At 52.7% G+C, this 14,760-nt stretch carries 12 protein-coding genes; 10 read left to right on the forward strand and 2 right to left on the reverse strand.

Features of this window, described 5'->3' with window-relative positions; translation table 11 throughout:
• Window position 1 precedes the first annotated feature (1 nt).
• Both BM114_RS08750 and BM114_RS08755 read right to left on the reverse strand, forming a co-directional pair.
• Window positions 2-1,438 carry a lipopolysaccharide biosynthesis protein gene (locus BM114_RS08750; RefSeq protein WP_092112522.1) on the reverse strand — a complete coding sequence of 479 codons (1,437 nt, stop codon included), beginning with the start codon at window positions 1,436-1,438 and terminating at the stop codon, window positions 2-4.
• Between the two features lie 295 nt (window positions 1,439-1,733).
• The gene (locus BM114_RS08755) at window positions 1,734-2,453 is read right to left on the reverse strand and encodes a porin family protein (RefSeq protein ID WP_092112524.1); all 720 of its coding nucleotides are present in this window, start codon (window positions 2,451-2,453) and stop codon (window positions 1,734-1,736) included.
• 789 nt (window positions 2,454-3,242) lie between these two features.
• Here BM114_RS08755 and rplM point away from each other — a divergent pair.
• The 10 genes from rplM to BM114_RS08810 all read left to right on the forward strand — a co-directional run bounded on the left by rplM (window position 3,243) and on the right by BM114_RS08810 (window position 14,753).
• Window positions 3,243-3,704 carry a 50S ribosomal protein L13 gene (gene rplM, locus BM114_RS08760; protein WP_092112526.1) on the forward strand — a complete coding sequence of 154 codons (462 nt, stop codon included), beginning with the start codon at window positions 3,243-3,245 and terminating at the stop codon, window positions 3,702-3,704.
• 12 nt (window positions 3,705-3,716) lie between these two features.
• A complete protein-coding gene (gene rpsI, locus BM114_RS08765) occupies window positions 3,717-4,103 on the forward strand; it encodes a 30S ribosomal protein S9 (RefSeq protein WP_092112528.1) in 387 nt (128 codons plus the stop codon).
• 167 nt (window positions 4,104-4,270) lie between these two features.
• The gene (gene rpsB / locus BM114_RS08770) at window positions 4,271-5,146 is read left to right on the forward strand and encodes a 30S ribosomal protein S2 (RefSeq protein WP_092112530.1); all 876 of its coding nucleotides are present in this window, start codon (window positions 4,271-4,273) and stop codon (window positions 5,144-5,146) included.
• A 38-nt stretch (window positions 5,147-5,184) separates the two neighbouring features.
• The gene (gene tsf / locus BM114_RS08775; protein ID WP_092112532.1) at window positions 5,185-6,183 is read left to right on the forward strand and encodes a translation elongation factor Ts; all 999 of its coding nucleotides are present in this window, start codon (window positions 5,185-5,187) and stop codon (window positions 6,181-6,183) included.
• A gap of 506 nt (window positions 6,184-6,689) precedes the next feature.
• A complete protein-coding gene (locus tag BM114_RS08780; RefSeq protein ID WP_092112535.1) occupies window positions 6,690-8,921 on the forward strand; it encodes an anaerobic ribonucleoside triphosphate reductase in 2,232 nt (743 codons plus the stop codon).
• Window positions 8,921-9,421 (forward strand): anaerobic ribonucleoside-triphosphate reductase activating protein, encoded by a 501-nt coding sequence (nrdG, locus tag BM114_RS08785; protein ID WP_092112537.1) that lies wholly within the window; start codon window positions 8,921-8,923, stop codon window positions 9,419-9,421. Before BM114_RS08780 ends, nrdG begins: the two co-directional genes overlap by 1 nt.
• Window positions 9,422-9,568: 147 nt before the next feature.
• Entirely contained in the window at window positions 9,569-10,072 is a 504-nt protein-coding gene (locus BM114_RS08790) for an RNA polymerase sigma factor (RefSeq protein ID WP_092112539.1), read from the forward strand.
• Window positions 10,073-10,074: 2 nt separating this feature from the next.
• Window positions 10,075-11,232: a hypothetical protein gene (locus tag BM114_RS08795; protein ID WP_092112541.1), complete on the forward strand. Its 1,158-nt coding sequence runs from the start codon at window positions 10,075-10,077 to the stop codon at window positions 11,230-11,232.
• Between the two features lie 58 nt (window positions 11,233-11,290).
• Complete coding sequence (locus BM114_RS08800) at window positions 11,291-13,612, forward strand: TonB-dependent receptor family protein (RefSeq protein ID WP_092112544.1); 2,322 nt, start codon at window positions 11,291-11,293, stop codon at window positions 13,610-13,612.
• 523 nt (window positions 13,613-14,135) lie between these two features.
• Window positions 14,136-14,753: a fumarylacetoacetate hydrolase family protein gene (locus BM114_RS08810; RefSeq protein ID WP_092112548.1), complete on the forward strand. Its 618-nt coding sequence runs from the start codon at window positions 14,136-14,138 to the stop codon at window positions 14,751-14,753.
• Window positions 14,754-14,760 lie beyond the last annotated feature (7 nt).

Here is a 14,760-nt window from a genome sequence, read left to right on the forward strand (position 1 = left end):
CTTATTTCCTTGTTTTCAGCAGTTCGAGCGACTCCCGCAGTATCTTGCTTCCGCTACAGTAAGTGATGAGAAAGTAGACCGCCACACCCGTAATCATCTGGCAGACGAGTAGCAGGAGTTGGTTGCCGATGACGAGGCTTACCGCCCATACCGCCGCCATCATGAGCAGGGAGACGGCCAGATAGGGCAGGATGTCGCGCACCTGGTGCATGAACCGGTAGCCCGTATACCGCTGGGTGTAGGCCATGTTGATAATGTAGACGAAGAGGCGGACGCTGATGAGCCCGGCCACCATCGCCAGTACGCCCTGTCGGAGGAGCAGGATGATGGCCACGGCGGTGAGCGCAATCTTGAAGAGTTCTATCTTCAGAATGCCCGACGAGCGGCCGCTCACCTTGATGAAGTTATTGTTGATGGCCGTGAGAATCGTGAAACAGCCGCCCATGCAGAGCAGTTGGAAGAACGGGATGGCCGCCCACCAGGCCTCCTTGAACAGCAGGCGGAAGAGGGCGGGGGCCACGGCAATGGCTCCGCACATCATCGGAAAGGTGAGGAAGGCCGTGAAGCGGATGGACTTGCGATAGGCGTTTATCAGTCGTTCGTGCTCGTCCTGTATGCCCGAGAATATCGGGTAGGTGGCGTTCTGGATGCTTCCGTAGACGAGGCTCACGATAGGGTCGCAGATTTTATTTCCCTGCGTGAAGTAGCCGAGTTCGCGTTTCGGATAGAGTTTGGGCAGCACGAGGGAGTATATATTCAGGAAAACGGTGTTGACGAGGCCGGCGGCGAGCAGACTGGAGGAGAACCCGAAGAGCTCGCGGAGCAGTCGGAAGCTGAAGTAACGCTTGGGCCGCCAGTCGTTCCAGAGCCAGAGCAGGGTGCTCTTCGAGGCCGCGAGCGTTACGGGTTGCCATGCCAGCGTCCACACGCCGCAGCCGCTGGCGGCCATGCCGACGGCACATGCCGACGAGAAGAGCATCGAGAGGAGGTCGACCTTGGCCAGGTGACGGAAGCGGATGTGCTTGTTCAGCAGGGTGTTCTGTATCAGCATGGTGGCATTGAGGGGCAGGACGAGGAATACCACGGCGGCAAGCCGTGTGAGCAGGGGCTCGTGGAAGTAGGCCACGATGAGGGGAGTGGCCGCCATCAAGAGGGCGTAGAGCAGGAGGCTCATGGCCAGGTTGAACCAGAAGACGGTGCTGAAATCGCGGTCGTCGGCCTGTTTCTTCTGGATGAGTGCCGCCCCGAATCCGCTCTCGATGATGAGGTTGCCGATGGCAGTGAAGATGGCGAGCATGGCCACGAGGGCATAGTCGTCGGGAAACAGGATGTTTGCCACGATGACGGCGACGACGAATTGCAGGACTTGCTGTCCGAAGCGGTCGACGAAATTCCATAGTAAAGCACCTATCGTTTTCTCTTTCAGGGATTCGGGCATGGATATCTTTCTTAGTAGGTAAGGAGTTATGGAGTTAAGGGAGTTAAGACATTAGCCTGTTCCGTGCCTCCCCGCTCCGCAGCATTGAGGAGTTGGAGGAGTTAGGGAGTTAAGAAGTTAAGACGAAAGTCTTTGTTCTTGGGCCTGCTCCTGCCATTCCTATACCTTATATTATATAGGCGCAAAGATAAATAAAAAAAACGAGAAAGACTCCCAAATATCAAAAGAAACTGCGGGGGGCAGGGTCTTTTGGGGGAATCTTTCCCGTTTTCCGAAGTTCGCTCGGCCGCTTTGGTCAGAGTCCGAACTTATAGCCGAGGGTGAAGGTGAACACGCTGTTGCGCGAAGAACCCATGCCGCTCTTTTCGAGATTGGTGAGCCCGAGAAGATAGTGAGCGTCGAGCACCACCTGCTTATACTCGTAGGAAATACCCATGGGGATGCCGAGGTCGAACTTGCGCACGGCATCCTTCATCGAAGCGTCTACATAAGTGCTTTGCACAGAGATGTCGTTTGGGTCGAAGTTGATAATTCCCGTATTTCCGGAAGGTTGTTCCGACAGCTTTGCGGAAAGGATGTTTCCCTTTTCGTGTGCCCTCAACAGGTAGCCCATCTGCAGGCCGGCATGTAGGGCGAGGCCTTTCCAGACATAGAAGTTGGCCTGTACGGGCAGCGTGAGGAAGTCTAAGTCTTCACGCACATTGTCGGCCTTGATGATATAGGCCACCTGTTTTCCGTTCTCCTCCCCTATAGCTCCAAAGGCATTGTTGGCCTTGTCGCCATACTGGGCATAGGCCAGCCCGGCCGACAGCGACCACCGGTCGGAGAGTCCGTATTCGCAGTCGATGCCTACGGTGAAGCCCGGTTTGATCTTGGAACCCTCGGTGAGGCTGCCCGCCTGGTTGCCCAAGGTGAGACCCACACGGGGCTGGAGGGTGAGCATTCCTTTGCTGGTCTGTGCATAAATGCCGCTTACGGAAAGGGCAAGCAGCAGAGATAGAATTGTTTTCTTCATTGCTTATTATATCTTAAAGTTTCAAATTCAGATTGCAAAAGTATGATTTTTTTTTTTACACAGCAAAGGTTTTGACTAAAAAATATATAAAAAAGAGGTCTCAAGGACTATTTTCTGGAAAATCCGGACACCGATTCCTATAGATGTAGAGATGGCCGCCGGCAGCGGTAGCAGGTGCCTTTTTCTGTTATAGAGACCGTTAACGGGAAAATAAAATAACTGATTTTATAGACTAAAATAACTGATTTCATAATGTAAAATAACTTATTTTACTTATTAAAATAACTTATTTTGCTCAATGAATCTGCTTACTTTATTCTTCCGATAGCGACAAAAAGGATTCCGGGGAACGGCTTTTCAGGTGTGGCGGGACGGCTTCATGGATTTTCGCTTGTGTCTCGCGACATCTTCCGCGTCCATTTTCGGGGAGACTGGAGCTTGCTCTCCGTGCTCTCTACGATTGTTTTTCCCTGCGCTTCCAATATCATGGAGTGATAAATAAACTTAATTTTGTTAATAATTCAAAAATCCCTTTGTTTTGCTCCCTCCTGTTCTTGTCGGATTTATAAATAATGAGTAATTTTGCAATCCGATTGATTGGGGCACGCTTAGAGCCCCGCGCAGGGTTGTGTTAATAGTGCCGCCTTTGGCCGGACGGTGCGGTTAGTGAATCAGCCGTGCATCAGAGCGAAAGCCATGGATGGTCTCTTTTAGACTGGAGGCGCCGTGAGGTCTCTGTTAGAATTAACAAGGAAAAATGTTTTTTAGTAGTAAAATTTAAATTTTAAGATGAACACTTTAAGTTACAAGACTATTTCCGTGAACAAGGAAACAGCTACAAAGGAGTGGGTGGTAGTGGATGCCACCGACCAGATTGTTGGTCGCCTCTGCACAAAAGTAGCCAAGTTGCTTCGTGGAAAGTACAAGCCAAACTTCACTCCCCATGTGGACTGTGGAGACAATGTAATCATTATCAATGCCGAAAAGGTGGTTTTCACTGGTAAGAAGGAAACCGATAAGGTTTACACTCGCTATACTGGTTATCCCGGCGGTCAGCGTTTCAACACGCCTGCGGAGCTTCGCACTCGCAAGAACGGCGTGGAGCGCATCGTCCGCCATGCAGTAAAGGGCATGCTGCCAAAGGGTCCTCTGGGCCGAGCTCTGCTCAAGAACCTCTATGTCTATGAAGGTCCGGAGCATCAGCAGCAGGCTCAAAAACCAAAGTCAATCGATATTAACCAGTATAAATAATTGAGGATAAAGATGGAACAAATCAATGCAATAGGTCGCCGCAAGAGCTCTGTGGCTCGTGTATACCTCACGGAGGGTACCGGTAAGATCACAATCAATAAGAGGGACATCACCGTATACTTTCCGTCGGCCATCCTGCAGTATGTGGTTAAACAGCCACTGGAGCTGCTTGAGGTCGCTGAGAAGTATGACATCAAGGCTAATCTTGACGGCGGCGGCTATACAGGCCAGAGCCAGGCACTCCGCCTCGCCATTGCCCGCGCACTCGTCAAGGTGAACGCAGAAGACAAGAAACAGCTGAAGGATGCCGGCTTCCTCACACGCGACTCTCGTGCTGTTGAGCGTAAGAAGCCAGGTCAGCCCAAGGCTCGTCGCCGCTTCCAGTTCAGTAAGCGTTAATATCCTGTCGGGACGATGTGTGGCAATGCCTCCTTCGTCCGGCATGATAGACTGAACTACCGTTTAGTATCTAAATCCGTGCGACTCGCTTTCCGTGCGATTACCCATGGATTGGTTCTGAGCAAATAGAATTAAAAGGAAAGTAAACAATTAAAAAGAAAGAAGAAATGTCAAGAACAAATTTCGACCAATTACTTCAGGCAGGTTGCCACTTTGGCCACCTCCGCCGCAAGTGGAACCCAGCTATGGCTCCTTATATCTTCATGGAGCGCAATGGCATTCACATCATCGACCTGAACAAGACGGTAGCTAAGATTGACGAGGCTGCCGAGGCTTTGAAGGGCATCGCTAAGTCAGGAAAGAAAATCCTGTTTGTCGCTACTAAAAAACAGGCCAAGGAAATCGTGGCTGACAAGGCCACTTCCGTTAATATGCCTTATGTAATCGAGCGTTGGCCGGGCGGTATGCTTACCAACTTCCCTACCATCCGCAAGGCTGTTAAGAAAATGACAAACATCGACAAGCTGATGAACGACGGTACATTTGCCAACCTCTCAAAGCGCGAACTGCTGCAGATTACCCGCCAGCGCGCCAAGTTGGAGAAGAACCTCGGTTCCATTGCCGACCTGACTCGTCTTCCTTCTGCACTCTTCGTAGTGGATGTCATGAAGGAGCACATTGCCGTGAAGGAGGCCGTTCGTCTGGGTATCCCCGTATTTGCGATGGTGGATACGAACTCAAACCCGAATGATATCGACTATGTCATCCCGGCTAACGACGACGCAAAGGACTCTATTGAGGTAGTTCTGAGTGCTTGCTGCGCTGCCATTGCGGAGGGTCTTGAGGAGCGCAAGGCAGAGAAGGCCGACGAAAAGGCTGCCAATGAGCAGAGCGAAGAGGTTACCGACGCAAAGCCGAAGCGTACTCGCCGGGCCCGCAAGGAAACTCCCGTAGAGGAGGCTCCTAAGACCGAAGAGCCTGTAGAGGCAAAGGCTGAAGAGGAGGTACCCGCCGCAGAGGAGGAAACTCCTGCTGCTGAGTAATTTTATCAATATCATTTTAAACTTTAATTTTCAAGAAAATGGCTGTTTCTATAGAAGATATTAAGAAGCTTCGCGCTATGACCGGCGCAGGTCTTGCTGATGTAAAGAAGGCACTGACAGAGGCTGAAGGCGATTTCGACAAGGCTAAGGACCTCCTCCGCGAGCGTGGCCTTGCCATCGCGGCAAAGCGTTCCGACCGCGAGACTTCGAATGGTTGTGTACTCGTTAAGAATGTTGACGGCTTCGCCGCAACGCTTGCTTTGAAGTGCGAGACCGACTTCGTGGCTAACGGAAAGGACTTCATCCAGCTTACAAGCGATATCCTGGATGCTGCCATCGCTGCCAAGGCTCATACTCTCGAGGAGGTGAAAGAGCTGGTTCTGGCTGATGGGCAGAAGGCTCAGGATGCCGTTACGCATCGCTCCGGCATCACCGGAGAGAAGATGGAGCTTGACGGATACCATGTCCTCGAGGGCGCCAACATCGAGACTTACGACCACATGGGCAAGCATACGCTTTGCACTATGGTTCAGCTCAACAAGGATCTTCCCGAGGCAGGGCACAAGATTGCCATGCAGGTGGCCGCTATGAAGCCGGTTGCCCTTGACGAGGCTTCCGTTCCGCAGTCTGTTAAGGACGAGGAATTGAAGGTCGCCATCGAGAAGACAAAGGAAGAACAGGTGGAGAAGGCGGTGTTCAATGCCATCAAGAAAGCTGGCATCAACGCTAATCTCGTTGACTCTGACGACCACATCGAGAGCAATATCGCCAAGGGTTGGCTGACCCGTGAGGATGCCGACAAGGCGCGTGAAATCCGTGCGACGGTGGCTGCCGAGAAAGCTGCCAACCTTCCCGAGCAGATGATTCAGAACATCGCAAAGGGTCGTATGGCTAAGTTCTTCAAGGATAACTGCCTCGTTGACCAGGAATTCCAATTCGGCGATGGCGACAAGGCAAGTGTCAACGAGTGGCTCAAGCGTCAGGACAAGGATGCTGCCATCGTGGCTTACACACGCTTCACGCTCGTCTCCGAGTAATTGAGTACTGACAGAACTTTACCCTGACGGCCTCGTTTCATCGAGGTGTCAGGTGTAGATTATAGTGGGAGGGGCTATCGGAATCATTCCGATAGCCCCTCTTCCTTTTTGTAATTTACCGGTTGGTTAGCCCTGATTTGTTGTCCTCGGAGGGCGCCTGTTTACCTTTTTATTATTATGGTAGCAGGGAACCCCGGAACGGGTTGCGGCCGCTTGCGCTCTTGTGGTTGCTTTTAAATCAGCGGGTTATCAGTTTCAAGCGGCTTCAGAAATCGCCGTTTTGGGAAACTTTATTTGTAAATAAATCGGATATATTTCCCGATTTATTTTGCAAATAACTGAAAATCATTTGATTGACATTAATTAACATATAAAAAGTTAGCCAAAAGTATCAACTTAAATAATAATTTGCTATCTTTGCACCGGTATTGGAGATTCCCTCTGATAACGAACGGAAAATGAGGAAATAGTCAATCTACATAACTGAAAACAAGGTAAATTTAGAAATGATACAGACTGTAGTAAAGCGCGATGGGCGCATTGTAGGGTTTAATGAGCAGAAGATTCAGGCGGCTGTCCGTAAGGCTATGCTCCATACAGAGAAAGGAGAAGACGAGGTGCTGTTGGAACGCATCACTGACCACATAGCCTTTCATGGCAAGTCGCAGATGAGTGTCGAGGACATTCAGGACGCTGTTGAGGTGGAACTCATGAAGAGTTCGCGCAAGGATGTGGCGCAGAAGTACATTCAATACCGCAACCAGCGCTCCATTGCCCGTAAGGCCAAGACCCGCGATGTGTTCCTTGACATCGTGAACATCAAGAACAACGACATCACCCGCGAGAACGCCAACATGAACGCCGACACGCCCGCGGGCATGATGATGAAGTTCTCTTCGGAGACCACGAAGCCTTTCGTGGACGACTATCTCTTGTCGGAAGAGGTGCGCGAGGCGGTGGATGGTAACTACATCCATATCCACGACAAGGACTATTATCCCACGAAGTCGCTCACATGTGTGCAGCATCCTCTGGACAACATCCTTCAGCACGGCTTTACGGCGGGTCATGGGAGCAGTCGACCGGCAAAGCGTATCGAGACGGCAGCCGTCCTGGCTTGCATCTCCCTTGAGACTTGTCAGAACGAAATGCATGGCGGACAGGCCATTCCGGCCTTTGATTTCTATCTTGCACCTTATGTCCGCCTCAGCTATATCGAAGAAGTGAAGAAGCTGGAGCAGCTTTCGGGCATGAAGCTCGGGCATCTTTACGAGGCGGAAATCAATGATTACGAGGAGAAACCGTGCGAAGGACTCGAGGGAGAAGCCCGTCTGAAGCAGCACGCCATCAACATGACCGTTCACCGCGTGCATCAGGCGATGGAGGCGTTCATCCACAACATGAACACCATTCATTCCCGTGGCGGTAACCAGGTGGTGTTCTCGAGCATCAACTATGGTACGGATACCTCGGCCGAAGGACGCTGCATCATGCGCGAGATCCTGCGCTCCACCTACAAGGGAGTGGGCAACGGCGAGACAGCTATCTTCCCCATACAGATATGGAAGAAGAAACGAGGCGTCAACTATCTACCCTCCGACCGCAACTACGATCTCTACCAGATGGCCTGCAAGGTAACGGCCCGCCGCTTCTTCCCCAACTTCCTGAACCTTGACGCCAGCTTCAATCACAATGAAAAGTGGCGTGCCGACGACCCGGAGAGATACAAATGGGAGGTGGCGACCATGGGATGTCGCACCCGGGTGTTTGAGAATCGCTTCGGACAGAAGACCAGCATCGCCCGCGGCAACCTGAGTTTTACGACCATTAATATAGTAAAGCTGGCCATCGAGTGCATGAACATCAAAGACGAAGACGAGCGCATCAACACCTTCTTTGCCAAGCTCGACCGTATGCTTGAGATTACCGCAAAGCAACTCGACGAGCGTTTCCAGTTTCAGAAGACGGCCTTTGCCAAGCAGTTCCCCCTGCTCATGCAGTATCTCTGGGTTGATTGCGACAAGCTGAAGCCCGAAGACACCATAGAGTCAGTCATCAACCAGGGCACGCTCGGCATCGGTTTCATCGGTCTGGCGGAATGTCTGAAGGCCCTCGTGGGCAAGCATCACGGTGAAAGCGAGCAGGCCCAGAAGCTCGGATTACGCATCGTTACCTATATGCGCGACCGTGTGAATGAGTTCTCGGAACGCTACCAGCACAACTACTCCGTGCTTGCGACGCCGGCTGAAGGCCTTAGCGGCAAGTTCACGAAGAAGGATCGCAAGGAGTTCGGGGTGATTCCCGGGGTTACCGACCGCGACTATTACACCAATTCCAACCATGTACCTGTCTACTACAAGTGCTCCGCGCTCCACAAGGCACAGGTGGAGGCTCCTTACCACAACCTCACCCGTGGCGGACATATCTTCTATGTAGAGATAGACGGAGACGCCACTCACAACCCAGATGTCATCATGAATGTGGTGGATATGATGGATAAGTACGACATGGGATACGGCAGTGTCAACCACAACCGTACTCGCTGCATGAACTGCGGCTATGAGACGGCTCGCGACATCGAGGTCTGTCCGGAGTGCGGCGGCCATTACATCGACCGTCTCCAGCGCATCACGGGCTACCTCGTGGGCACCACCGACCGCTGGAACAGCGGCAAGCTGGCTGAACTGAAAGACCGTGTTACTCATATCCAGGGGCTGGGAGAATCCTCTGAAGCCTGATGATTTCGGTATTGGACATCATACACGACACGATGGTGGACGGTCCTGGATTCAGGACCTCCATCTATTGTGCAGGTTGTCCGAATGCCTGTCCAGGTTGTCATAACCCCCAGTCGTGGGACATCCGGCAGGGGCACGAGATGTCGACGGCGCAGATGATGGCTGAGATTGAGAGCGACCCGTTTGCCAATGTAACTTTCTCGGGCGGAGACCCGATGTTTCAACCCGAGGGCTTTACCGAGCTGGCGCAGGCCATCAAGGCGCGGACGACGAAGAACATCTGGTGTTTTTCGGGCTTCACCTATGAGGCCTTGGTGAAAAATCCGCTGCAGAGAGGGCTCCTCCAGTTTATTGATGTCCTCGTCGACGGCCCTTTCGTGAAGTCGCTGCGGGATGAAGACCTGCTCTTCAGGGGCAGTAGCAACCAGCGTCTCATCGATGTTCCGAAGTCGCTGAAGGCGGGACAGCCCGTGCTCTATGAATACAATCTGGGACTGTGAGCATGTCCTGTTGCCCATTGCAGCCCTATTGGAGGCGGCGACAGGACGGGAGTTGGGTCGGCCGGAACGGATTTTAGTTTTTGTTAACGCTCGCTTTTCGTCTTTTTCCTATTTCCTCCGTCTGTTAGTATAGACAACAAAGGATGGATGTTTGAGGAAGTAAGAGACGGAAAAACAATCGACAAAGTGATAGAGGCAAGCCTTGATGAGCTTGTCAGGTTTGCCTATTACCGCGTCAGCAACAGGGCTGATGCCGAAGACATTGTTCATGAGGCGATACTCCGTTTGTTAGAGAGGGTCGCCCACAATCCCACGCCTGACAAGATTCGAGGCTATCTTTTCAGAATCGTCTACAATCTGTGTCAGGACCATTTCCGCCATAAGAATGCCCCTTCCGTTTCCTTTGAGGCGGTAGATATGCCAGATCTCTCTGATGATATGCTTGACAATGAAGAGGTGGATCGTGTGAACGGCCTCCTCGACGGCCTGCCTTCAAGAGAGAGGGAGGTCGTCCGCATGAATGTCGTAGACAATCTCTCGTTTGTCGAGATCAGTCAGATACTTTCGATTCCGCAGTCTACGGCCAAGTCTCGTTTCACCTCGGGAATGGAGAAACTTCGCAAACAATATTTCACCCAAAAGCCATTATAGTCATGAAGGAGTATGAGGAAATAAGAGAATTGTTGACTCCCCGCCGCGACATCAAGGCCTCGGCGGAATTACGGAAGCGTGTCCACGGAATGATGGAGTCAAGGCGACGCTCATCTGTCAGGATGAGATGGATCTGGGGCGGTGCCGGTCTGACTGCCGCCGTTGTAGCCCTCCTGTTGCTGCTGCCCGTTACGGGCATGTCTGCCAAGGAGTTTCTTCATGAGGCTATCAAGGCTATACGGGAGGTGGAGAACATTCGGATGACGGCTGAAATCCGCACGCGTGCAATGGAGAATTTCTCTTATATTGATGTCGGGGATAATTTCGTAACCCACAGAATAAGCATATCCAATGCAGATTCCATTGTGCGGTGGCGTGTGGACAAGGGCGGAAGAATTGCCGTAGGCAACGATTCGGATGTCTATATGTGGGTCGTGCCGTTGAAGATAGGATGGCATTCGGGTTCCGCAGATCGCTATAAGATGCTCGGATATCTGTCCGCACTCCTCAGTCCCGGGCGTATCCTGGAGACGGAACTACAGTCTTGCCTCCATGACTCGAGGGCAGAATATGCGGTGAGGAAGAGCGGAAAGGAGATATATCTTACCGTTCGTGCGGAGCCGCAAGGGGATTTTGAGAATCCGTATAGGTTGAACTCCACCATCGAGGAGTCCAGGAATATCCGCCGGTATGTGATAGACGCCGCCACGAAGCGCCTCAAGAGAGCCTCGGTAAGCATCGTGAAGGAAGGTAAGGAAATCGAGGTCTTGAAGATTACGGATATTCATTACGGCGCATCCGGGCAGTTTGTCGGCAACCTTCCGGCGGATGTTCATTTCGTTGAAGTTATGGATAGGGAAGTTTCGGGACTGACTGGGATGAATGCCATGGAGGCAGCCTCTGTCATATTGAGTGCCTTCAAGGGCTGGAACCATCGGATTCTTGACCGTGTGATAGCCCCTGCCATATCCCAGGCAGCCTATCGGCAACACTTCATGGGGGCGGAGCTTGTCTCCGTAGGGCAGCCGTTTCATTCCGGCAAGGAGGCCGTAACCTATGTGCCTTATACGCTGCGGCTTCGGGATGGATTGCTCGTACACCACAATCTGGCCTTGCGAAAAAATGACGCCGATGGCTGGGTAGTGGACGGAGGACTGTAAACAGACAATCCTTGCCTTGTTCCCTCTTGGTAGACTCAGACTAATAAAACCAATAACTATGTCAATAAGAACCATTGCGATGGGGTTGCTGCTGTGCAGCCCTGTCTGCTCCCTTCTTGCCCAAAACGGCCTGATAAAGGGCTCTGTGAAAGATGAGGCCGGTGCTCCAGTAAACTTTGCCAATGTTATCTTGCTGGCTGAGAAAGACTCGTCGCTGATCAGAGGCATGGTAACAGGCACCGACGGCACCTTTAGGCTTGTCCTGGAACCGTCTGACCCCCCGGCTTTCCTCCGGGTCTCGGCCATGGGCTTTGAAGACAGGTATATCGCCCGTCCCTTAGGGGACATAGGCACGATTATACTGACGGCTGCTACTTTCCAGCTGGATGAGGTCTCCGTCATGGGTTTGCAGCCCTTGACACGGCTGACGGACGACGGAATACGGGTTGTCGTCTCCGGCACTTATCTCGCCAAAACGGGCACCGCTTTTGAGCTGTTGGGCAAGATGCCGTTTGTCTCCTGCTCCGGTTCCCGTATCGAAGTGTTAGGTAAAGGCGCCCCTGCCGTATACATCAACGGCCGCCAGGTGCGCGACCAGTCGGAGCTTACCCGGCTCTCCTCCTCGGAGATAAAGGCCGTGGAGGTGGTAACAACTCCCGGCGCACGCTACGCCTCGACCGTTAACGCCGTGATTCGGATTACTACGAAGGCTTCCTTTGGCGAGGGATTCTCCCTCAGCGACCAGACGACGCTGGGGCTCAAGCACTATGGCTATCTGTTCGAACAGGTCAATCTTAACTACAGGAGGCGAGGGCTTGATCTCTTCGGCATGCTGAACTATGAGCGTTATCGTGAACGCCCGCGGGTAGACAACGCCACCTCCTACTACCTGACCTCGGGCGTTATAGAGCAAAGCACCACGGGCGGGGAAACCGTCAGATACCCTGTGTATGAGGGGAAGCTGGGTCTCAATTACAAGACGGGTCATCATGACCTGGGTTTCTATTATGATTTCTCGCTCAGGCCGTCGGAGTCTACGGGCTCTTCTGTGGCCTCACGGTATGTAAATGGTGCTTTCCGTGAGCTCCTCAATAATCGCGATGCCGTTAGCCGGCACAACCGTCAGCATCTGCTGAGTGCCTATTATTCAGGTGTTTTCGGCAAGTGGCGGTTGTCTGCCAACTTCGACGCGATGTGGCAGAGAAACAACAGGAGAGCAGGCGAGAAGGATTTGTCATCGGTTCATCCGCCGCGTAGTTTCTCGACGGTGAACGATGTCGCCAACCGTCTTCTGGCCGGGAACGCCATCATGTCCTTCCCCGTGTGGCAGGGCGACATGAGGCTGGGGGCGGAAGTGAGCTCCATCTGGAGAAACGACCGGTATTCCGGGGATGCGGACTATATCTTGGGCAACGACAACCACATCGATGAGACCACCACGGCATTGTTCATGGAAGTCGGGCAGAAGTGGGGAAGCGTGGCCGTGAGTGGCGGATTGCGGTGGGAATACACCGATTCCCGGTTCTATAAGTTCGCTGAGCTGCAGCCTGATCAAAGTCGCAGGTATCACAATGTGGCTCCGTCTGTCTCTGTCTCGTTCCCCGTCGGGGCAGTACAGGCTAAGTTTTCATACACCCGCAAGACCTCCCGTCCGGCTTTCGAGCAACTCAGTTCTGCCGTCAAGTACATCGACCGCTACACCTACGAGTCGGGAAACCCCAACCTGCGGCCGATCTATCGCGATTATCTCTCGCTCTCCTCCTCGTGGAAAGACCTGGTCGTAGAGCTATCCTACTCATCTACCAAGGACTATTTCATGTGGCAGACCGTCCCATACCCCGGCAGTTCGGAGGCCACGCTGCTGACCCGGGAGAACATGCCGAGGTTCAGCTCATATGGCATTATGCTCAATTACTCTCCCACTTTCCTGGGTTTCTGGCATCCCGTATGGCTGTTTGCCATCACGGCGCAGGACTTCAAGCTCACTCATTGGGGAGAGACGCTGCGGCTGAAGAGCCCCATTGGCGTCTTCCGTTTCAACAATGCGTTTCGGTTGCCATGGGACATGTGGCTGAACGCTGACCTCTCCGCCCGCACCTCCGGCAATGGCGACAACGCCAGGCTCAAGTCTTGCTGGGCTTGCAATGTGGCTCTTTATAAGTCGTTTGCCGACGATGCATGGAGCATAAAATTGCAGTTGAACGACTTGTTCGCTACCTGGCGGCAGGAGTTCACGATCTATGATGCCTTGTCGCGCACCTCCGTCAATAAGATATCTGATACTCGGGACCTGACGCTCACCGTCAGATACAACTTCAATCTGGCCCGTTCCAGATATGGGGGGCGTGGAGTCGGCAATGTGGAGAAGAGCCGTTTCTGAGTAGACTGCTCACGGCGGGCACGGCCTTGCGCGTGTCATCTGGGACTGTAAGGCAGCCCTTGCAGTCCCTTTCTTTTTGCTTCGCTTTTCCTGAAGACCGCCTTCTGATTGACAAAATCGGCGAGATTGTCGGACAAAATCGCCGAAATCATGGAACAATCTCGCCGATTTTGTCAGCCTGTTTACCGCCTCCGGTCTTTCCCAAGGCTGTCTGCTGTACGATGCTCAGTTGTCCTGCCCGTTTTCCAGTGCAGCTCCGTTGCCCTGAAATCACGATAAGAAGGCGAAACAGCCCTGTGTTTCCTTGTTCTGTTTGCCATGTTTTCTGCGGAGTGTAGGTAATTTCGCATCCCAAAATATAATAGTAAGACATAAATGGAGAATAGCGACATCCAATAGGGAACATGGTTGTGGGGCGCAGGTGCCGTGCCTTTTGTTCTTGTCGGCATGGCAGAAAATAAGTGTTCGTTTATTTTGCGTTTTCTTTGATTTCTGCTATCTTTGCCGTAAAATACGGAGGGATATGAAAATCTTTGCAGTAGGCATGAACTACCGTGAGCACAATAAAGAGCTCGACGGAGCGTTATATAAGCCGGAAGAGCCGGTGATTTTCACGAAAGCAGACTCCGCCCTGCTCAAGCCGGGGAAGCCTTTCTTCGTGCCCGACTTCATGGGACGCATCGACTACGAAGCCGAGCTGGTGGTGCGGATATCCCGCTTAGGCAAGACGATTGCCGAGCGATTTGCCCATCGCTACTATGACGCCGTAACGCTGGGAGTGGACTTTACGGCCCGCGACCTGCAGCGGAAGTTGCGCTCGGAAGGGCATCCGTGGGAGCTCTGCAAGGGCTTCGACGGCTCGGCTGCCATCGGCGAATGGGTAGACAAGGAGAAATTCCTGAGCGTGCAGCGTATTGGTTTCCGCCTTGCCGTGAACGGCGAGACGCGTCAGGAGGGACAGGCGGCCGACATGCTCTATACCGTAGACCAGTTGATAGCCTATATCAGCAGGTTCTTCACGCTGAAGACGGGCGACCTCCTCTATACGGGCACCCCTGCGGGCGTAGGCCCCGTGCAGCCGGAAGACCATCTGGAAGGGTGGCTGGAAGACCGGAAGGTGCTGGATTTGAAATGTAAGTAATTCTTCG

It is taken from the genome of Prevotella sp. KH2C16 (assembly GCF_900113305.1).
GTDB lineage: Bacteria > Bacteroidota > Bacteroidia > Bacteroidales > Bacteroidaceae > Prevotella.

Coding starts and splice junctions, on each gene's coding strand:
- BM114_RS08810 (WP_092112548.1), top strand. CDS start 14,136: ATGAAAATCTTTGCAGTAGGCATGAACTACCGTGAGCACAATAAAGAG.
- BM114_RS08790 (WP_092112539.1), top strand. CDS start 9,569: ATGTTTGAGGAAGTAAGAGACGGAAAAACAATCGACAAAGTGATAGAG.
- rpsI (WP_092112528.1), top strand. CDS start 3,717: ATGGAACAAATCAATGCAATAGGTCGCCGCAAGAGCTCTGTGGCTCGT.
- BM114_RS08780 (WP_092112535.1), top strand. CDS start 6,690: ATGATACAGACTGTAGTAAAGCGCGATGGGCGCATTGTAGGGTTTAAT.
- BM114_RS08795 (WP_092112541.1), top strand. CDS start 10,075: ATGAAGGAGTATGAGGAAATAAGAGAATTGTTGACTCCCCGCCGCGAC.
- BM114_RS08800 (WP_092112544.1), top strand. CDS start 11,291: ATGTCAATAAGAACCATTGCGATGGGGTTGCTGCTGTGCAGCCCTGTC.
- nrdG (WP_092112537.1), top strand. CDS start 8,921: ATGATTTCGGTATTGGACATCATACACGACACGATGGTGGACGGTCCT.
- tsf (WP_092112532.1), top strand. CDS start 5,185: ATGGCTGTTTCTATAGAAGATATTAAGAAGCTTCGCGCTATGACCGGC.
- rplM (WP_092112526.1), top strand. CDS start 3,243: ATGAACACTTTAAGTTACAAGACTATTTCCGTGAACAAGGAAACAGCT.
- rpsB (WP_092112530.1), top strand. CDS start 4,271: ATGTCAAGAACAAATTTCGACCAATTACTTCAGGCAGGTTGCCACTTT.
- BM114_RS08750 (WP_092112522.1), bottom strand. CDS start 1,438: ATGCCCGAATCCCTGAAAGAGAAAACGATAGGTGCTTTACTATGGAAT.
- BM114_RS08755 (WP_092112524.1), bottom strand. CDS start 2,453: ATGAAGAAAACAATTCTATCTCTGCTGCTTGCCCTTTCCGTAAGCGGC.